The following is a 20,132-nucleotide window of genomic DNA, read 5'->3' on the forward strand; positions in this document are numbered from 1 at the left end:
AAGGATCAAGGATTTATACTGATGGCTATTCTTCTGTTTGCTGAACATGATAATGCAACCTTGTCCGATCAAACTGCAAAAGCATTGAGCGCCGCGCAGGCGATTGGTGGCGATGTGGACATTCTGGTTGCCGGTCAAAATGCGCAAGGCGTTGCTGATCAGGCGGCAAAACTTCAAGGTGTGCGTAAAGTTCTGTTGGCGCAGGCTGATGTGTTGGAAAACCGTCTGGCAGAGCCGGTGGCAGCGCTGATCGTTTCGCTTAGCGATGGTTATGATACGGTGATTGCTCCTGCGACCACGAATGCTAAAAACATCTTGCCGCGCGTTGCAGCTCTTCTGGATGTGGCGCAGATTTCTGAAATCATGGAAGTGGTTTCGGCTGATACTTTCAAGCGTCCGATCTATGCCGGTAATGCGATCCAGACCGTGCAGTCAACCGATGCTAAAAAGGTTATCACTGTGCGTACGGCTTCTTTCTCTGGCGTAGGTGCCGGCGGTTCTGCCAGCGTTGAAACAGTTGCAGCGGCAGCTGATCCGGCTTTGTCTTCTTATGTTGGCGCAGATCTGTCGGGTGGTGAACGTCCTGAACTGACCTCTGCCAAGATCATTGTGTCCGGGGGCCGCGCATTGGGTTCGGAAGATAAGTTCAACGAAGTGATCCTGCCATTGGCAGATAAGCTTGGTGCAGCTGTTGGCGCATCGCGTGCAGCTGTGGATGCGGGCTATGCACCCAACGACTGGCAGGTGGGCCAGACCGGTAAAGTGGTTGCGCCTGAACTTTATATTGCTGCCGGTATTTCCGGTGCCATTCAGCATCTGGCGGGGATGAAGGATTCTAAAGTCATTGTTGCAATCAACAAAGACGAAGAAGCTCCGATTTTTCAGGTGGCTGATTATGGTCTGGTGGGCGATCTCTTTACGATCCTGCCGGAACTGGAAAAGGCGCTTTAATTTTTTGTCAGAACCAGCTTGGTTCTGACAAATTTTATCAACGGCTTTAGCCCTGACTGAGTGACAGCAGGGCGCTTATTTGGAGGATGTTACGGTGGCGATTAAGACAGTGGGAATTATCGGTGCCGGACAAATGGGCGGCGGAATTGCGCATGTCTGTGCGCTCGCCGGATATACTGTGCTGCTGCATGATGCAGATGCCGAGCGTCTGGAAAAAGGTATTGCCACCATCAATGGCAATATGGCGCGTCAGGTGGCTTCCGGTAAGCTGGAAGATACGCAGCGCAGTGAAGCGATGAAAAAAATCGTGCCTGCCAAAGCCATGGAAGATCTGGCTGGCGTTGATCTGGCGATTGAAGCGGCCACTGAAGACGAAGATATTAAGCGTAAAATCTTTGCTTCTCTTTGCCCGATTCTTAATCCGGAGGCGATTTTAGCAACCAATACCTCATCCATCTCCATCACCCGACTGGCAGCAACCACTGACCGGCCGGAGCGTTTTATGGGTATTCATTTTATGAATCCTGTGCCGCTGATGAAACTGGTTGAATTGGTGCGCGGTATTGCAACGGAAGAAGTAACCTTCAAGGAAGCGCAGGCTTTCGTACAGTCACTGGATAAAACCATCACTGTTGCGGAAGACTTTCCGGCCTTTATCGTCAACCGTATCCTGCTGCCGATGATCAATGAGGCGATTTATACGCTTTATGAAGGTGTCGGTTCGGTGGATTCCATTGATACCGCCATGCGTCTTGGTGCCAATCATCCGATGGGGCCTTTGCAACTGGCAGATTTTATCGGTCTTGATACATGTCTGTCGATCATGCAGGTGCTTTATGACGGGTTGTCAGACAGTAAATACCGCCCGTGCCCGTTGCTGGTTAAATATGTTGAAGCTGGCTGGTTGGGACGCAAAGCCGGTCGCGGTTTCTATGATTATCGCGGTGATGAACCGGTGCCGACACGTTAAGTCAGGCTCTAATATTAGAAATTTTAATGGCGCTGGTGCTTATGCATCCGGCGCCATTTTTTATTTTCTTATTGTGGATAACAATCGATGAAATTCGGCTTAAGATTTCATTAACCGTCACTGTTCAGTGTGTATTCATCTTTAAATGCTAAATATTTGATTAATGAGGGCGTTAAAAATTAACCCATCATTGCCTATTATCGGTTGTAAATGATTGATTATATTAAGGATGAAGACGATGAGCATTATTGTTCACTTGCGCGAAAGCGTAAACGTCATTCGTGAATTCGTGGTGCCGAGCTATCGTCCGGAACGTCATTATATGCGTGGTCCGGGACCTGCTTGCGCAGCGCGTTTTGCACGATGAGGAAAACAACAGACTGTTTAAAATAAAAGCCCGGTTTCGATGACGAACCGGGCTTTTTCTTTATGCGTGCTTGGGAGGCATTGATTAGTCGTCCAGACCTTCAAACAGAGCGGTGGAGAGATAACGCTCGGCAAAGGAAGGAATGATGATGACGATGTTCTTGCCTTTGTTTTCAGGGCGTTTGCCAACTTCGATGGCAGCGGTCAGTGCTGCACCTGATGAAATGCCAACCGGAATACCTTCAACGCGTGCCAGTTCGCGGGATTTGGCGAAAGCGTCTTCATTGGAAACCTGAATAATTTCATCGTAAACATCGGTGTCCAAAGTTTTTGGCGCAAAACCTGCACCAATGCCTTGGATTTTATGCGGGCCTGGTGCGCCACCGGAAAGAACGGGTGAATCTTTAGGTTCAACCGCAACCACTTTAAACTCTGGCTTACGGGCTTTCAAAACCTGTCCCACACCGGTGATGGTGCCGCCGGTGCCAATACCGGAAATCAGAATATCGGCTTCGCCATTGGTGTCGTTCCAAATTTCTTCAGCTGTCGTTTTACGGTGAATTTCAGGATTAGCCTGATTTTCAAACTGCTGCGGAATAATGGCATGTGGTGTGTTTTCAGCCAGTTCTTCGGCCTTGGCAATCGCACCCTTCATGCCTTTTGCGCCTTCCGTCAGCACCAGTTCGGCACCAAGGAATTTAAGCAGTTTACGGCGTTCAACCGACATGGTTTCCGGCATGGTCAAAATCAGACGATAACCTTTGGCTGCGGCTGCAAAAGCCAGCGCAATACCGGTATTGCCGGAGGTTGGCTCAATCAGTGTGGTTTGGCCTGGCACGGCTTTGCCTGAGGCTTCCAGCGCTTCAATGAGCGCCAGACCGATACGGTCTTTGACGCTTGCCAGCGGGTTGAAGAATTCAAGCTTAACGAGAAGATTGGCGACGACGCCATGTTCACGCGCGAATTTATCAATGCGCACCAAAGGTGTGTTGCCGATCGTATCAAGGATCGAGTCGTAAACGTGACCACGGCCGATCTGCTGACCGTTTTTTTGGTTTGAGGTTTGGTTCTCTGATTTCGACATTGTTAGATCCTTTACGTTAGACCCGTGATAAAATCTTGTTTTCTATTGCCGCTGATTTTAATCGAGCGGCTTGCAAACTCAAGTTTTCGCCTTGCGTATAAATCTATATATGGGGCATATAATTCCAATATTAAAGTTTATTAGAAAAATATTTCCCGAAAATGCAGGTCAGACGAAGCCGTCAGGAAAATATCTTATTCCTGATTGCTGTTGTTGAATAGCTTAGATTTGATTGATCAGTTCTTGTCTTCAGGCAAAGCCGGAAGCGGCATAATTTCAATACCTTCGTCAACAAGCGATGTCACATCATCGGCTGTGGCTTCGCCATAAATGCCGCGCTGTTCCGTTTCGCCATAATGGATTTTGCGTGCTTCCTCGGCAAATTTATCGCCGACATAATCAGCATTTTCCCGCACTTTGCGCGCGAGATCCTGAATGTCGTTCAGAATTTTTTTCTGCGCTTCATCCATGCTGACCGCGATTTGCTCTTTCTTGCGACCCGTTGAGACAGACGGTGCCATCAGTGCTTTTTGTACACTCTGCGAGCCGCATTGCGGACAAGTTACAAAACCGCTTTTCAGCTGCTGGTCAAAATCATCATTGTTTCGAAACCAGGCTTCAAAATGATGGTTACTGGCACAATTAAGCGAAAAGCGGATCATTTCTTTTGTTTTAGTCCCTTATGCTTTGACAATTTGGGTGGTGAACTGACGTGCATTGGCAAGGTTAGGAATTTTTTTGCGCGCAAGCACAGATTCATTCACATCAATATCGGCCACAATCACGCATGGCTCGTCATGGTCGGCTTCGGCCAAAATCGTGCCCCATGGGGAAACAATGATGGAGTGGCCATAGGTGCCGCGCCCGTCTTCATGAAAACCGCCTTGAGCGGCAGAGATCAAAAAAGCACCATTTTCAATGGCACGGGCGCGTTGCAAAATATGCCAGTGTGCTTCGCCGGTCTGACGGGTAAAGGCGGCCGGTGCTGTCAGCAGATTGGCACCGCGTAAAGCCTGTGCCTGAAAAAGCTGCGGAAAACGGATGTCGTAGCAAATGCCCATGCCGATATTGGCAAGTGGGGTTTCAACAACAATAGCTTTGTCGCCCGGCTCGTAAGTGGCAGATTCACGCCAGCTTTCACCATTGTCCAAATCCACATCAAACATATGGATCTTATCATAGGTGATGATTTTCTCACCTGCGGGTGCAAAGATCACGCCGCGATTGGCAGCCTTCTGGTCTGCCGCACGAATGGCGGTGGAACCAATATGCAGGTAAATGCCATGTTGTTTGGCAAGCGTTGCTGCGGCTAAGAATACCGGATCATCGGCTTCGTTGCGGATGGTGGCGAGCAGCACGTTTTTATCGCGCTGAAAGCCGCCGGTTGCTTCAGGGGTTTGCACATAGCGGGCACCTTGGCGCGCAGCCTCAGCAACAAGTTGCTTCAGCGTTTCAACATTGGCGTTGATATCACTACCAACACGCATCTGAATAGCGGCTGCGCGAAAAGTGCTCATGGCTTTATCCCTTATAGTGTTCCACTCTCCAAAAGTCCGTCCAGTTTGCCTTGCGCTTCCAGCGCATGCAACTCATCACAGCCGCCAACATGATATTCACCGACAAAAATTTGCGGAAATGTGTTGCGGCCGGATTTTTGTTGCATTTCTGCACGTAGTTCCGGTGTGGCACCGGCATTGATTTCGTGAAATGCAACGCCCTTTTGGGTCAGCAAAGCTTTTGCTCTGGTGCAATAAGGGCAGCCCGGACGGGTGTAAATTGTAACATCAACCATGATTAACTCCATTGTTGATGCTCATATATGCTTAAATTGCTTCAACCGAAAGCCCTTGTTGCTATTGCTTAAACCTTAGATTTGTTCTGGCAAGACACGGCTGAAGGTTAAAACGTCTACAGATTGCGCGCCGTGGCGCAGTAAAGTGCGGGTGGCAGAGCGTACGGTGGCGCCGGTTGTATAAACATCATCAATGAGCAAAACCCGTCGCCCACGAATGTGAATATCGCCTTTGTCCGGTACTTTAAACGCACCATCGACATTGCGCTGGCGCTCTTTACTGCCCAAGCCGGTTTGCTGCACCGTGTTGCGGGTGCGGATTAAAGCCTCCGCGCAAAAAGGTTTGCGTGCAGATCTGGCAAGGCTGCGCGCCAGTTCCGCCGATTGGTTGTAGCGGCGTTGCCAAAAGCGCCAGCGATGCAGCGGCACCGGAATAATCACATCGCAATCATCAAGCAGTTCATGCCCTGCACGCGATAACCATTGCGCCATCCATGGCGCTAAATCGGTGCGGTCATAAAATTTGAGTGACACAGCCATGCGTTGCGCCGCTCCCTTATGCAAAACGGCAGAGCGCAGACGTTTGAAAGGAGGTGGATTGGCGATGGCTTCGGCGCATAAAAAATGCGAGCCGAAATCATGGGCGAAAGGTGTGCCAAGCACCGGACAATAGGGCTGTTCGATAAAGCGGATTTCGCCCCAGCAGGCAGGGCACAAGGAGCCGGGATGCGAAACATGACGTTTGCAACCGATGCAGGTGGGCGGAAATAAAATATCGGCGGCCGCTTTTAAGGCTTTTGCCGCATGGGCGGAAAAGTTGAAATTCAGCTTTTTAGGCTCTTCATCATTATCATTATTTTGTAAGTCGGCATGGTTTGTCATTGCATTCGCTCCCGATCGAACGCATGTAACACTCAAGTCACCATGCCAGAAGAAATGCAGATTGTAAAAGGCGGATTATAAATGTCGGGTAGCGGAATTTTTGACCGCCAATTGATGTTGCAGTTTCAAAAGCGTGCATTGGCAAAGCCTGTTGCGGGGGCTGACTTTTTGCTCGAACGCAGCGTTGAAGATGTGCTTGATCGTTTAAGTGCCGTGGAAAAACAGTTCAGCACCGGCGTGGCGCTGATGGGCTATACTGATGCTTTGGCACGCGGCTTGCAACAATCCGGCAAAGTGGAAAAGACTATCCGCATTGAGCAGGGTGACTTCTATTTTCAGTCAAGTGATGCTGCTTTTGAACATGGCGTGGTTGAGCCAGGTGAAATTCTGCCCTTGGAGCCGCAAAGCGCTGATCTGATTGTCTCCTTGATGTCTTTACATCTCATCAATGATCTGCCCGGTATGCTGATCCAGATTGCCCGTGCATTGCGGCCTGATGGTTTGTTTCTGGCGGCTTTTCCCGGCACCGGCACTTTGGGCGAATTGCGTGAAAGCCTGATGCAGGCCGAGATTGAATTAAGCGGTGGTGCAGCCGCGCGCATTGCGCCTTTTGCCGATATCAGAGATGCGGGTGCTTTGTTGCAGCGTGCTGGTTTTGCATTGCCGGTAACCGACGTCGATACGGTGACGGTGCGCTATAATTCGATGTTTGATCTGCTTAAAGATATCCGCGCCATGGGGATGCAGAATATTCTGGTTGATCGCTCGAAGAAGCCGCTGACGCGCAGTGTTTTCATGCGTGCGGCGCAAATTTATTCGACACGTTTTTCTGATCCGGACGGGCGCATCAGAGCGAGTTTTTCAACCCTGTGGATGTCGGGCTGGAAGCCACATGAATCACAGCAAAAACCGTTAAAGCCCGGTTCTGCCAAAGCATCGCTTGCCGATGCATTGAAGCAGTTTCAAGTCAAACCGGATGAAGAGTAAACTAGAGCATGTCTCCCAAAAGTGGGAACCGGTTTTGGGATATGGACATGCGTAAAACAAAATATTAGAGCGAGCGCAGTGGATATGATAAAGTGCGACACGCTCTAATTACGGATTGAGCCTGTTTGGGTCATGTCGATGCCTTGCGGGAACAGCGCCTGCATATCTTGACGATTGGCACGTTCATTCATCAACGGAATGATAATCATACCAAGGGCAAGAGCTGCCGAGCCGAACAATAAAGCAATGCGCAGAGCACTGCTTTTGGCATTGGAAAGCGGACGATAGGATGGATCGAAGTCGATCTCGTTGAACTGTTTTTGACGATTACCCATTACTCAAAACTCCGGGTGTTACGAACCGCAGTGTCGCGTAATGAAGTGAAAGATAAATTAACAAAATCGCATGCAGCGATGTTCGTCACAGATAATCACAAAAAGATTTTACAACAAATCGCATAAAATAGGGATGAGCGGCTCGTCAGCCGGTGGCATCGGATAATCACGCATGTCCCGCGGGCGCACCCATTTGATCGCTTGGCCTTCCATGCCGCGAGCAATGCCTTCATAGCGGCGGCAGATATAAAGCGGCATCAACAGGTGAAAGTCATCATATGTATGGCTGGCGAATGTCAGCGGTGCCAGACAGGCAGCCTGGGTCGTAATGCCTAATTCTTCCTGTAATTCACGAATGAGGGTTTCTTCCGGTGTTTCACCGGCTTCAACCTTGCCGCCCGGAAACTCCCACAAGCCTGCCAGCTGTTTGCCTTCAGGGCGTTGCGCCAGCAAAACGCGGCCGTCATTGTCCACCAATGCACAGGCGGCCACTAATAAAATACGGCGTTGTGGGGTATTGCTCATGGTCGTCTCATTCATTTCAGATAGTTTGGTGCATTCAAAGCGCACAACAGCTTAAGGCATTTCGCGGTAGGAATAGCGATAGCTCTCACTAAAGCCCAGTTTACGATAAAGGGCCAATCCTGCAAGGTTGCTTTCTTCAATTTGCAGCCATGCGCGTTTCGCCCCTTGTTGCTGCGCCCATGATAAGCCGCAAGCAATGAGTGCTTCTGCCAGTCCTTGACGTTGATGCGAGGGCACGGTTGCCAGATCAAAAAGGCCTGCCCACGCATAATCTTTTACACATAGGCCGGCAGCCACTGACTGGTCGCCTTTGTTGGCAATCATCATTGCTTTGGAAGGGCGGATCTGGCTTAAAATATCGGTTAGGGCAGGCAGTAGCGCTTTTTGCTCTGCAAGGCTTTTGCCATGTGTTTCCAGCGAAGCTTGGGCATAAGCCGCAATATCATCGCTTATGGTGATATCGGCCGGTTTAGTGTCAAAATCCGGTTGAATGGCACGCACCATGGTGATGGTGCGCCCTTTTTCCACCCAGCCCAGCTCATCCAGATATTGGTTAAGTTCCGGTGCAGCAAGCGGTGACAGTCGGAAAACAGGACGTTTACCGGCCACAAGGAACATGGCTTTGATCAAGGCGATACGTTCATCCAGATTATGAAAATCGCCCGGATCAAGCGGATTGACCGAGTTCAGCCGCTTGGACTGATGATCCGGTGTCAGACGGATGGCCCAGCTCCCGCTGTAGCGCACCTGATTTGCAGGCCATGCGCGAAAGCCCAAGGCTTCAAGCTGGCGAACAATCGTTAGATCGGGTGCTGATGTCGGGGAACTGGTCATCATCTGTGTCTTTGTTTGCGCGCATCCTGAAACGTGCTGAGCACTTTTCAGGATGCGTTGTTATTTAACTGCGGTAGTCGCCGTTGATGGCCACATATTCCTTGGTGAGGTCACATGTCCAAACCGTTGCCTTGCCACGGCCAAGACCAATATCCACACGGATATAAATATCTTCGCCCTTCATATAATCGGAAGCAGCGGTTTCTGAATAATCCGGATCGCGTTCCCCCTGATGTGCCACGCGGATATCGCCGAACCAGATGGTGAGCAAATCACGCTCGGCTGGTTCACCGGCTTTCCCAACGGCCATTACAACACGGCCCCAATTGGCATCTTCACCGGCGGCTGCGGTTTTAACCAGTGGTGAATTTGCGATAGAAAGAGCAATTTTCTTGGCGGAAGCGGCGGATTTTGCACCGGTCACTTCAATTTCAAGCATCTTGCGTGCGCCTTCGCCGTCGCGTGCAACCTGCATGGCAAGCGACTTCAACAGGCGGTTTAATGCTTTTTTGAACTGGTTGAGGCGCGTGTCTTTGACATCGGTGATCGCTGGTGCGCCACGCTCGGCAGCGGTGCCGGTCGAAAATAGCATCAAAGTGTCGGAAGTGGAGGTGTCGCTGTCAACGGTCATCGAGTTGAAGGTCGGGTCAACGCCTTTAGAGAGCATGCTCTGCAACACTTGCGAAGAGATCGGCGCATCGGTGACAATGAAAGACAGCATGGTCGCCATATCAGGTGCAATCATGCCGGCACCTTTGGCAATACCATTGATGATAACAGGCACTTCGCCGATCAGCACAGTTTCGGTTGCAACCTTCGGATAAGTATCCGTGGTCATGATCGCTTTGGCTGCTTCCGTCCAATAATTATCGACGGCATTTTGTGCCATGTCGCCCAGCAGATGCGAAAACTTGCTTGCATCCAATGGTTCACCGATAACGCCGGTGGAAGCGAGGAAAATTTCGGTGGTCGAGCAGCCGATAGCCTGAGCGGCGGCTTCTGCGGTGGCTTGCGTGCTGGCGCGGCCTTTGGAGCCGGTGAAAGCATTGGCATTGCCGGAATTGACCACAACGGCGCGCGCTTTGCCGTGAACGAGGTTCTGGCGGCAGAAATCAACCGGAGCAGACGGGCATTTCGAGCGGGTAAATACACCTGCTGCTTCTGCCGGCTGATCAAAGATCAGCATCATAACGTCTGTTCGGCCTTTATATTTAATACCCGCTTCTGCGGTGGCAATACGCGCTCCTTTAATCGCGGGCATCGCCGGATAATGTTTTGGAGCAAGCGGAGAAATAGGTGCCGACATGATAGCCTCAAATACTGGTCATGTAATGTGATTGTGAATTTTTCTGCTTTTAAAGCAATCAACTTCTGCATCTCTTATGCGGCTTTTCCAAGCCTTTGCATAGAGATACCTTGTGTGAGACGCAAAAAAACGGGCACTTTTAAAATCAATTAAAAGCACCCGTTGTATTTTTGTCTTTTCAGGCCGTTATTTTAGGCCTGATGCCGAAACAAAACTTATTGTTTTGGAGCTTCTTCAGCATCCTGTTCGGCTGCTGCTTCCTTCATGGCTTTCTCAACAGCCGGATCATCATAAGTGATCTTCATGGCGTTGCGCAGGTCTTTGATCATGGTGACATAACGCTCACGCATAATCATCGAGCGGATTTCGTCTTTAACCTGATCAAATGCCGGTGGCTGTTTGGTGCGCTTGTCTTCCAGCTTGATGATGTGGAAACCAAACTGTGATTCGACTGGCTCTTTGGTGTAGCTGCCCGGTTCCAGCGCAAAAGCTGCTTTTTCAAACTCAGGCACCATCATGCCTTCGCCGAAATAGCCAAGATCGCCACCCTGTGCGGCAGAGCCGTCAGTGGAGTTTTCTTTGGCCAAATCTTCAAATTTGGCACCGCCATCCAGCTTCTTGATGATTTCTTCGGCGTCTTTTTTCTCTTTTACGAGAATGTGACGGGCACGAACTTCGTTTTGTGCAGGCAGAGCTGCAATTTCTTTGTCATAACGGGCGCGTGCATCTTCGTCGGAGATTTTGTCGACGATTTCAGCTTTGAAAACTTCATTATGCAGCGCGCGGTCTTTTAAGAAACCCATACGGCGCTTGAAGTCTTCTGACTGGTCAAGTTTGTTTTTCTCGCCTTCAGCAGCAAGAGCTTTGATGTCGATGAGAGCAGCCAAAGCAGCCAAACGGCGCTGCTCAACCGGCAGACGGCCAAATTGCGGATCCAGATCGGTTGCAGCCTGATCAACTTCGCCCTGCGTGATGGCGACGCCGTTAACAGTGGCCAGAACTTTGCCCGGTTCATCTTTTTCGGATTCGGTCGCAGCAGGAGCCGGAGCGGCTGTTTCCTGTGCGATAGCTGTGCCCATTACGCCGCCCAAAAATGCAGTTGCAGCGAGAAGGACAAGGCTTTTACGGTAAAGTGTCATTAAAAATTCTCCATTGGAACCGTCTACCGACCTGATAAATACGGCATAATTTGGCCTTAAAAAGCATCTGTTATCATAGATGATAACGCGCTACTACGTTGACATCACGCAATCCCACTCTTATCTCTCCAACGGCTTTGCGTCCAGTAAGCTTGCTTGGGTTTGCACGAAGGTTCGAAAATTGCGCCGTTTGGTTGCGCGCGAATGTTGTGCATTTTGATGCAAGTGCTTAGATTGACGTAAATAAAAGCATTTTAATGCCGGTAGTTAGCTGGCTGAACGGACAGGAAAGGACCAGGAATGGTCAGCTTTGGCGGTCTCGCCCGTAAGATTTTCGGCTCATCTAATGACCGCCGTGTCAAAAGCATGCGTCAGCGCGTTCAAGAAATTACTGCGCTCGAGAAAAATTATGAGGCTCTCACAAACGAACAGTTGCAGGCGAAAACCGCGGAATTCCGTGCCGCTTTGGCCAATGGTAAAACTGTTGATGATTTGCTTCCAGATGCGTTTGCCACTGCCAGAGAAGCCGCAAAACGTGTGCTTGGTATGCGTCCCTTCGATGTGCAGCTGATTGGTGGTATGGTGCTGCATGAGCGCGGTATTGCTGAAATGCGTACCGGTGAAGGTAAAACCTTGATGGCAACCTTGCCGGTTTACCTCAACGCTCTTGAAGGCAAAGGCGTTCACGTCGTAACGGTTAACGATTATCTTGCCGGTCGTGACGCCCAGACAATGGCGAAGCTTTATAATTTCCTCGGCCTCACCGTTGGTGTGATCGGCCATGGTATGGATGATGATCAGCGCCGCGCTTCTTATGGTTGCGACATCACCTATGCGACTAATAACGAACTTGGCTTCGATTATCTGCGCGACAACATGAAATATGAGCGCGCCCAGATGGTGCAGCGCCCGCATCATTACGCGATTGTCGACGAAGTTGATTCGATTTTGATCGATGAAGCCCGTACGCCTTTGATTATTTCTGGCCCGCTGGAAGATCGCACCGATTTTTATAACCTCATTAATAATTTTATTCCGCAATTGTCTGCGGAAGATTTTGAAGTTGATGAGAAAGCCAAAACGGCAATCTTTACCGAGGTCGGTACTGAACGCATGGAACAGCTTTTGGCTGAAGCCGGACACTTGAAGGGGGAAGGTCTTTACGACATTGAGAATGTCGCCATCGTGCACCATCTCAACAATGCGTTGCGTGCGCACACCTTGTTCCAGCGCGATAAAGATTACATCGTCAACAATGACGAGATTGTCATCATTGACGAATTTACTGGCCGTATGATGCCGGGTCGTCGTTATTCCGAAGGTCTGCATCAGGCTCTGGAAGCCAAGGAAGCGGTTAAAATTCAGCCGGAAAACCAGACGCTTGCTTCGATTACCTTCCAGAATTATTTCCGTATGTATACCAAGCTTGCCGGTATGACCGGTACAGCAGCAACGGAAGCAGAAGAATTCGGCAATATTTACGGTCTGGAAGTTGTAGAAATTCCAACCAACCTGCCGGTTGCCCGTATTGATGACCATGATGAGGTTTATCGTACGGTTGAAGAAAAATACAAAGCAATCGTGCGTGATATTCTTGAAGCCCATGCAAAATCACAGCCCGTTTTGGTTGGTACGACTTCGATTGATAAATCGGAATTGCTGGCCGAACGTTTGCGCAAAGACGGCGTAAAAGATTTTCAGGTTTTGAACGCCCGCTATCACGAGCAGGAAGCATTCATTATCGCGCAGGCCGGTGTACCGGGTTCGATCACTATTGCTACTAATATGGCCGGTCGTGGTACGGATATTCAGCTCGGTGGCAATCTGGAAATGCGCGTGCAGCAGGAACTGGCTGATATGCCGGAAGGTGCTGAACGCGACCAGAAGATCGAAGAGATTAAAGCTGACATCGCCCGTTTGAAAGAAAAAGCGCTGGCTGCCGGCGGTCTTTATGTTCTGGCGACCGAGCGTCATGAAAGCCGCCGTATTGATAACCAGCTGCGTGGTCGTTCCGGCCGTCAGGGTGATCCGGGTCGCTCGAAATTCTTCCTGTCCTTGCAGGATGATCTGATGCGTATTTTCGGCTCCGACCGTATGGACGGCATGCTCCAGAAGCTGGGTCTGAAGGAGGACGAAGCTATCGTTCATCCGTGGATCAATAAAGCGCTGGAAAAAGCACAGAAGAAGGTTGAAGCGCGTAACTTTGAAATGCGCAAAAACCTGCTTAAATATGACGACGTTATGAATGATCAGCGTAAGGTGATCTTTGAACAGCGTCTTGAAATGATGGATAGCGAGCATCTGACCGATGCTGTGACCGAAATGCGCCATGAAGTCATTGAAGACATGGTGGCAGCCCGTATTCCTGAAAACGCTTATGCGGAAAAATGGGATATTGCCGGTCTTAAAGAAGATGTTGCAAAAACCTTGAACCTTGATTTGCCTGTTGAAGAATGGGCGAAGGAAGAAGGTATTGCTGAGGAAGAATTCCTCAACCGCATCATGGAAGCGGCTGATAAAGCTGCTGCTGACCGTGCCGAGCGTTTCGGTGAACAGATTATGACCTATGTGGAAAAATCTGTGATCCTGCAGTCGCTTGATAATCTGTGGCGCGAACATCTGGTTAATCTGGATCATTTGCGCTCGGTTGTTGGTTTCCGTGGTTATGCGCAGCGCGATCCGCTGAGTGAATATAAGACGGAATCTTTTGAACTGTTTCAGGCCATGCTCGGCAACTTGCGTGAAGTGGTGACATCGCAGCTGATGCGTGTGGAACTGGTGCGTGAAGCAGCCGAAGAGCCAGCGCCGGAACTGCCAGTCATGAGCGGTAGCCACATTGATGGTTCAACCGGCATGAATGATTTTGATCCGGATGCCTGGGCAGAACATCAGGCAGATGAGCGCGTTATTGATCCGTCTCTTCGTGATGCCAGCGACCCGCGCACATGGGGTCGTGTCAGCCGCAATGAGAGCTGCCCTTGCGGTTCTGGTAAGAAATACAAGCATTGCCACGGTGCATTTGACTAATATTGATTAAGTTTGGCGCTGGTTAACCAGCCTCAAGCCTTTGACTGAAAGCCGCTGCGCCGATGATGATCGGTCGGCGGCTTTTTGTTTGCTTTTTATTAAGCTTCTGTTTTGTCTTTATTTTAAAGGGTTTCCCCTATAGATGCTTAAAAATACTTACCTTTATGGCGGGTTTTTACTGCTCTATTGCGTAATTTAAAGGGGATTCAGATGGTTGTGCATCCATTGCTTGAGGAGAAGGCGCAAGGAGCAGAGGGCGTGTCGGCTGATGAGCCTAACACGTCAAAACGACCTGTTGCCCGATCAGAAACAAGCGAAGGTTATGGCGCACAAAGTGATATTCCGCGTAAACTTGATATTTATGCGGCCTCGGCCGGTTATGAATTGCGCAATGAACTCGACTTTTTAAGCAAGCGCACGATTGAGCCGAATATTTTTTACAATGCCCGTTTTCTGGCGCCTGCCATGCCGCGGCTGGAAGACCGCACCATTCGTTTCATGGTGATGCGTGACGAGAATGAAGAGCGCAGCCGCTTGCGCTTTGTCATGCCCTATACGATGGAGCGTTTAGGCTGGGGCAGTGGCCAGACCATGCTGCGCGCATGGACAACAAGGTTTTCCCCGCAGGGCACACCTTTAATCGATCAGGATGACCCGTCAGGCGTTGTTGATGATCTGTTTGACATCTTAAGCCGCAAACATTTGCAATTGCCGCAGGTAATGGTTTTTCCGCATATGCGCAGCAATGGCGCGACAACGAAAACAATCCGTGAGGTTGCCCGTCAACGCCAGTTGCCCATGCAGGTGCTGGAAAATGCACCGCGCCCATTTTTGATCAGTGATCTGACAGGCGAGGACTATTTCCAAAAACATACCACCGGCGGTCAGACTATGCAGATGCAGGCTTTGCTGGAAAGCCTGTCTGAACTTGGCGATGTGCAATATACCGTCAGCACCGGTATTGATGATATCCGGCTTAAATTTGAGCGCTTTATTCTGCTGGAAAACCGTACCGAGCGCACCAAGCAAAAGACGAAAATTGTCGGTGACCGTTACCGCGAGGCTTTTGCCCGTGAAGCGGTCAACAATCTGGCAGAGCGCGGTGCGGTGCAGCTTCACTCGCTGGAACTCAATGATAAAACCATTGCGGCTGCGATTATATTCATCGAAAACGGTGATGCGTGGCTGTGGAAGACTGCCTTTGCTGAGGGCTTGCGCTCATTTACACCGGACAGTTTGTTGCTGGGGCAGGTGATCAGACATGTTCTGGCGGATGGGAATATTAAGCGGCTGGATGCCTGTACGCAGGCTGAGCAGCCCTTGGTTGAAGCGATGTTTAATGTGCTGGAGTCGCAAGAAACATTGATCATCGGCTTGCACAAAGATGCGCAGCGTTTAGTTGAAATGGCAACGACTAAGGTCAGGTTTCGCAATCAAAGCAGCGCTTTAAAGCAAATTATACGTCAGTTGACCCGCCGTTTTAAATCTGAATAATGCTGCTATCGCCGCTGGATCGGCCGGACATAAAAAAAGCTTAAATTCAGGCCAGAAAATCTGAATATTGCTTATATTCAGAAAGCACAATTTATGCGTTTAGCCCGCCCTTCGATTTCCAGCGGCCTGCTGTGTGTGTTGACCGCTCTCTACCTGCTTTTTTGCACCAACAAGAGCTTTTGGACGCTTATTTTACAGTATTTTGACGGTCAGCTGATGAAGGTGGCTGTGATGGCGGTGGCTTTATTGCTGCTGCATATCGCCATTCTGGTTCTGTTTTCTGCGCATTATGTCATCAAGCCCTTTCTCATCTTGATGGTGATGATTGCGGCGGGTGGTTCTTATTTCGGTGAAACATTTGGCACTATCATCACCCGCAATGTGGTCGAGGCGACCTTAACCACCACGGCTGGTGAATCGCGCAATCTTCTGACGACGGGCTTTATCACCCATATGCTGATTTACGGTGTGGTGCCTTCTCTCCTGATTGCGTGGGTGCGGGTTATCCATCGGCCGATTTTGAAAAAAATCATGGTCAATACTGTGGTCATTATCGGCTGTGTGGTTGGTTTTCTCATTCTGATCGGTTCGGATTTCGGTGCTTATTCGTCAATGTATCGTATGCATCGCAATGATATTGTGGCGCGTCTGGTGCCTTATAAGCCGGTTGCAAGTACGGTTGATTATTTCGTCCGGCATTATACCGAGCGCCAGATTGTTATGCAGCCATTGGGGCAGGACGCTGCTCAAGAAACCGTAGCGCTGCCTGAGGGCAAAAAACTGCTGACTGTTGTGGTGGTGGGGGAAACGGCACGCGCGCAAAATTTCAGTCTTAATGGTTATAATCGTGAAACCAACCCTGAGCTGAAAAAGCGCGATGTGATTGCCTTTACCAATACGACCAGCTGCGGCACTGAAACCTCTGTTTCGGTGCCTTGCATGTTCTCGCCTTTTCCGCGCACAGATTATTCCAGCGCTAAATTTAAGGGCTCGGAAAACCTGCTTGACGTTTTGCAATATGCCGGTGTGAAGGTGGAGTGGTGGGAAAATAATACCGGTGATAAAGGTGTTGCTGATCGCTCGAAACTGATTGATCTGCAAAATTCGAATGATCCGAAATATTGTGACGGCGGTGAATGTCTTGATCAGATTTTATCAGATTATCTGCGGGATCATCTGAAAGATTTTGATGGCAACACAACGCTGGTTCTGCATATGACAGGCAGTCATGGCCCTGCTTATTATATGCGCTATCCGCCGGAAATGGCGCGGTTCAAACCGGAGTGCCGCACCGCGGAATTCTCAGAATGTGAAGATAGCCAGATCGTCAATGCTTACGACAATACCATTCTCTATACGGATAAGATTTTGTCGCAGATCATTGATATTCTCAAAGCCAATGAGGACAATTTTGTTTCTTCAATGATTTATATGTCCGACCATGGCGAATCATTGGGCGAGAGCGGTCTTTATCTGCATGCGGCTCCTTATTTTATCGCACCTGATACGCAGACGCATATTCCGTTCATCACGTGGTTCTCGCCTGATTATCAGGCTGTGACGGGTACGGATTTGTCATGTTTGCGTGCCAGCACCGCTGAGGAGTCATCGCATGATAATCTTTTCCATACAGTGCTGGGCATGATGAATGTGAAAACATCGGTCTATGACCGCTCACTTGATCGTTTCGCAGCCTGCCGGAAATAGACAAAAGACTAGAACATACGGAGCGGTTTATGATTCTTTTGACGAATTTACCGCTCTGTTGCTGCATCAATGGAGTGTTTTTCAAAAGCAAACAGGGTGTGAAAGGTTTAAGCGCTCATAAATCTTGAAAAAAATCATTTTAGTGCATGAAGTTTTGTCAGTTGTGATTGACCTTAAGAGACGAAGCCGTTATATCCCGAACCGCTACCGAACATTAGTTCCCCGTTCTGGTTACAGGACGTACCCTCGGTAGTTTATAAATGTGCGGGTGTGGTGGAACTGGTAGACGCGCTGGATTCAAAATCCAGTTCCGAAAGGAGTGTCGGTTCGATTCCGACCACCCGCACCATTTCTCTTTCAAAGCAAATTACCTTATATATTAAACACGCTGTTTTGTGTCGTGCTTTGTGCTGCCTGCAAAATTTTATCAGCAAGTCGGCTATATGAAAAAGGCGGCCTATTGAGCCGCCTTTCAAGATATTTAGTCAGCTTTGCCAGCTGTAGTTTCCAGCCCGCGATTGGCGCGCCAGACAGGATCTGGACGTGACCACAGAGCAGAATTTTTAATCGCATCAGCCAGTGCTTTTGCTTGCACGCGCAGGAAGCGTTCGCCTTTTTCAGCACTTGCCAGACGCGGGTCACCCCATGTGCCAGTGATCGGCGCACGTTCCGAGAAAGAATAAAAGCGCGAGAAACCGTCCGGCGCATGCACAGGCTCCGGTGCCTGCTGCATGGCTTCATCCAGCTTGTCAGCCTTCACGCAATCACCGGCAATCGCCATCATTACAGATGTTTCACCTTCACAGGCATGTTTTGGTGCTGTGTCGGATTCAAAAATGGCAGCGGTTTCTTGCGGTGCCAGAAACCACGGCGTGGTGGCAACAATCGGCAGATCATAAGTAACAGCCAATTCACGCACCGCCACGGCCAGCGGATCGACATTGCCGCCATGACCGTTAACAATCAACAGGCGTGCAAAGCCCAAGGCTTTCAGTGATTTGACGATACCGCGCAACATGGCTTCATAAGCCTGATAATCAACGGTGATGGTGCCGCCAAAAGGCAGGTGATGCTCGCTCATACCAAGCCAGAGGCCGGGCAATACTGCAACCGGCACATCTTCTGCCACCAGTTTGGCGGCACGGATAGAGGCGGCACTGGCACTGGCTGTATCGGTAATCACCGGCAGATGGGGCCCGTGCTGTTCCAGCGAGCCCACCGGCAGAATAGCCAGCGCATTGCCGCGCTCGGCGATGCTGCGCAGATCAGGGGCGGTCATCCGCGCCCATTCAACTTCAATCGACATGTTTATGTTCCCCATGTTTAGGCGATTGTTGGCCAAGGTTTTTGTGACGGACGCATATCTTCATAGGCTTTCGCCATGCGAAGTACGCCCAGATCATCAAAGCGCTGTCCGAAAATTTGCAAGCCGATTGGCAGGCCATCAGTGGTGTAGCCACAATTGACCGAAATCGCTGGCTGCTCCGACATGTTCATCGCCACTGTGAAAGCAATATGCTCGAACGGTTTTTGCGGATCATTAACAGGGGATGCCCAATGTGCCGGATAGGTTGGCATCGGTGCGGTTGGCGAGATGATGAAATCGAAATGCTCTGAAGCTTTCAGGCAGGCATGACGCATCGCATCCATCTGCGCAAAGCCGGTATAGACATCCATACCGTCCAGATTTTTGGCGGTTTCTGTCCATGCGAAAATATAGGGCAGAATTTTTTCCTGATTTTCGCGGCTCATTTTCGAAACATCATTCCAAGAGCGTGCGCGCCAGAAACGGTCAAGACCATCAATCATGGTGCGATTGAGAAACGGCTCAATCGGTTCGACAATGGCACCTGCATCGGCAAAAAGCTTGGCTGCCGCTTCAACAGCTGCTTTAACCTGCGGCTGTACCGGCTCACCAAAACCTGCATCCAGCCAAAGGCCGATTTTTTTGGCCCTAAGATCGATGTTCAGATCCATCCAAGGCAGATCCTGATAAGGCAGGCTCATACCGTCACGACGGTCTGGCAAAGATAGCACAGACATATAAAGCGCATTGTCAGCCACGGTGCGGGTCATTGGGCCTGCAACACGGCCTAAGAAAGCTGGATCAATCGGGATGCGGCCAAAAGACGGCTTCAAGCCAACCACACCGCACCAGCCGGCAGGAAGACGGATGGAGCCGCCAATATCTGTGCCGATATGCAATGGGCCATAACCGGCAGCAGCAGCAGAACCGGCACCGGCACTGGAGCCACCCGGATTGGTATCAAGGTTCCAAGGGTTGCGGGCGAGCTCATGGAAGCTGGAAAGGCCGGAAGACAACATGCCTAAATCCGGCATGGTGGTTTTACCCAAAATAACACCACCGGCTTCGCGGGTGCGGGCAGCAGCAGGTGCATCTTTGGCGGCTGGTGTCATATCAGAAGCAGCACAACCAAGCGGTACGGCGGTGCCTTGGGTGGCGATATTTTCTTTGATCGTCAGCGGTACACCGTCAATGGCACCGGCAGGTGCACCTTGCATCCAGCGGGCTTCAGACTGTTTGGCTGCTTCACGCGCAGCTGACGGGTCAAATGCCCACATCGCGTGCAAAGACGGCTCATAAGCCTCAATACGGGTGATAACCGCTTCTGTAACATCGACAGGAGAAAGGTCTTTGGATTTATAGGCCGTAACAAGTTCAACAGCGGACAGATCAGCAAGATTTGTCATGGTTTCTCCTCAAAAACATGG

19 protein-coding genes and 1 tRNA gene are annotated in these 20,132 nt (G+C 50.1%); 8 read left to right on the forward strand and 12 right to left on the reverse strand.

All coding sequences use genetic code 11. From position 1 onward, the window contains the following. Positions 1-21: 21 nt before the first annotated feature. From ABDZ76_RS06105 to ABDZ76_RS06115, 3 genes are all read left to right on the forward strand, one after another. Complete coding sequence (locus ABDZ76_RS06105) at positions 22-951, forward strand: electron transfer flavoprotein subunit alpha/FixB family protein (protein WP_343802721.1); 930 nt, start codon at positions 22-24, stop codon at positions 949-951. A 94-nt stretch (positions 952-1,045) separates the two neighbouring features. Further along, a complete protein-coding gene (locus tag ABDZ76_RS06110; protein ID WP_343802724.1) occupies positions 1,046-1,921 on the forward strand; it encodes a 3-hydroxybutyryl-CoA dehydrogenase in 876 nt (291 codons plus the stop codon). 238 nt (positions 1,922-2,159) lie between these two features. Further along, positions 2,160-2,288, forward strand: coding sequence for a hypothetical protein (locus tag ABDZ76_RS06115; protein ID WP_343802727.1), 129 nt, complete (start codon positions 2,160-2,162; stop codon positions 2,286-2,288). 84 nt (positions 2,289-2,372) lie between these two features. Here the strand turns inward: ABDZ76_RS06115 and cysK are convergent, their stop codons facing one another. The 5 genes from cysK to ABDZ76_RS06140 all read right to left on the reverse strand — a co-directional run bounded on the left by cysK (position 2,373) and on the right by ABDZ76_RS06140 (position 6,045). Then, a complete protein-coding gene (gene cysK, locus ABDZ76_RS06120) occupies positions 2,373-3,371 on the reverse strand; it encodes a cysteine synthase A (protein ID WP_343802730.1) in 999 nt (332 codons plus the stop codon). 236 nt (positions 3,372-3,607) lie between these two features. Then, on the reverse strand, positions 3,608-4,033 hold the full coding sequence (locus ABDZ76_RS06125; protein ID WP_184221739.1) for a DUF1178 family protein: 426 nt from the start codon (positions 4,031-4,033) through the stop codon (positions 3,608-3,610). Positions 4,034-4,051: 18 nt separating this feature from the next. After that, a complete protein-coding gene (locus tag ABDZ76_RS06130) occupies positions 4,052-4,888 on the reverse strand; it encodes a carbon-nitrogen hydrolase family protein (protein ID WP_343802735.1) in 837 nt (278 codons plus the stop codon). 11 nt (positions 4,889-4,899) lie between these two features. Next, positions 4,900-5,163: a glutaredoxin 3 gene (gene grxC / locus ABDZ76_RS06135; protein WP_343802738.1), complete on the reverse strand. Its 264-nt coding sequence runs from the start codon at positions 5,161-5,163 to the stop codon at positions 4,900-4,902. 75 nt (positions 5,164-5,238) lie between these two features. After that, a complete protein-coding gene (locus tag ABDZ76_RS06140; RefSeq protein ID WP_343802742.1) occupies positions 5,239-6,045 on the reverse strand; it encodes a ComF family protein in 807 nt (268 codons plus the stop codon). An 81-nt stretch (positions 6,046-6,126) separates the two neighbouring features. Here ABDZ76_RS06140 and ABDZ76_RS06145 point away from each other — a divergent pair, with 81 nt between their 5' ends. Beyond that, positions 6,127-7,032, forward strand: coding sequence for a class I SAM-dependent methyltransferase (locus ABDZ76_RS06145; protein ID WP_343802745.1), 906 nt, complete (start codon positions 6,127-6,129; stop codon positions 7,030-7,032). Between the two features lie 104 nt (positions 7,033-7,136). On the opposite strand, the gene ABDZ76_RS06150 is transcribed toward ABDZ76_RS06145, so the two are convergent. The 5 genes from ABDZ76_RS06150 to ABDZ76_RS06170 all read right to left on the reverse strand — a co-directional run bounded on the left by ABDZ76_RS06150 (position 7,137) and on the right by ABDZ76_RS06170 (position 11,171). Next, positions 7,137-7,367: a hypothetical protein gene (locus ABDZ76_RS06150; protein ID WP_343802748.1), complete on the reverse strand. Its 231-nt coding sequence runs from the start codon at positions 7,365-7,367 to the stop codon at positions 7,137-7,139. A 108-nt stretch (positions 7,368-7,475) separates the two neighbouring features. Then, positions 7,476-7,892: an 8-oxo-dGTP diphosphatase MutT gene (gene mutT / locus ABDZ76_RS06155; RefSeq protein ID WP_343802751.1), complete on the reverse strand. Its 417-nt coding sequence runs from the start codon at positions 7,890-7,892 to the stop codon at positions 7,476-7,478. Positions 7,893-7,943: 51 nt separating this feature from the next. Next, positions 7,944-8,729 (reverse strand): GNAT family N-acetyltransferase, encoded by a 786-nt coding sequence (locus tag ABDZ76_RS06160; RefSeq protein ID WP_343802754.1) that lies wholly within the window; start codon positions 8,727-8,729, stop codon positions 7,944-7,946. A 61-nt stretch (positions 8,730-8,790) separates the two neighbouring features. Next, the gene (gene argJ / locus ABDZ76_RS06165) at positions 8,791-10,032 is read right to left on the reverse strand and encodes a bifunctional glutamate N-acetyltransferase/amino-acid acetyltransferase ArgJ (RefSeq protein WP_343802757.1); all 1,242 of its coding nucleotides are present in this window, start codon (positions 10,030-10,032) and stop codon (positions 8,791-8,793) included. A gap of 215 nt (positions 10,033-10,247) precedes the next feature. After that, positions 10,248-11,171: a peptidylprolyl isomerase gene (locus ABDZ76_RS06170; protein WP_374844598.1), complete on the reverse strand. Its 924-nt coding sequence runs from the start codon at positions 11,169-11,171 to the stop codon at positions 10,248-10,250. 300 nt (positions 11,172-11,471) lie between these two features. Here ABDZ76_RS06170 and secA point away from each other — a divergent pair, with 300 nt between their 5' ends. From secA to ABDZ76_RS06190, 4 genes are all read left to right on the forward strand, one after another. Continuing rightward, positions 11,472-14,198: a preprotein translocase subunit SecA gene (gene secA, locus ABDZ76_RS06175; RefSeq protein ID WP_343802760.1), complete on the forward strand. Its 2,727-nt coding sequence runs from the start codon at positions 11,472-11,474 to the stop codon at positions 14,196-14,198. Positions 14,199-14,408: 210 nt separating this feature from the next. After that, entirely contained in the window at positions 14,409-15,692 is a 1,284-nt protein-coding gene (locus ABDZ76_RS06180) for a GNAT family N-acetyltransferase (RefSeq protein ID WP_343802763.1), read from the forward strand. A gap of 93 nt (positions 15,693-15,785) precedes the next feature. Next, entirely contained in the window at positions 15,786-17,399 is a 1,614-nt protein-coding gene (locus ABDZ76_RS06185; RefSeq protein ID WP_343802766.1) for a phosphoethanolamine transferase, read from the forward strand. A 264-nt stretch (positions 17,400-17,663) separates the two neighbouring features. Beyond that, positions 17,664-17,748, forward strand: a tRNA-Leu gene (locus ABDZ76_RS06190). 132 nt (positions 17,749-17,880) lie between these two features. Here ABDZ76_RS06190 and ABDZ76_RS06195 read toward each other — a convergent pair. Both ABDZ76_RS06195 and ABDZ76_RS06200 read right to left on the reverse strand, forming a co-directional pair. Beyond that, positions 17,881-18,705 (reverse strand): creatininase family protein, encoded by an 825-nt coding sequence (locus ABDZ76_RS06195; protein ID WP_343802769.1) that lies wholly within the window; start codon positions 18,703-18,705, stop codon positions 17,881-17,883. Positions 18,706-18,722: 17 nt separating this feature from the next. Then, entirely contained in the window at positions 18,723-20,111 is a 1,389-nt protein-coding gene (locus tag ABDZ76_RS06200) for an amidase (protein ID WP_343802771.1), read from the reverse strand. Between the last annotated feature and the right edge of the window lie 21 nt (positions 20,112-20,132).

The sequence above is a fragment of the Paenochrobactrum glaciei genome (genome assembly GCF_039522165.1).
GTDB lineage: Bacteria > Pseudomonadota > Alphaproteobacteria > Rhizobiales > Rhizobiaceae > Paenochrobactrum > Paenochrobactrum glaciei.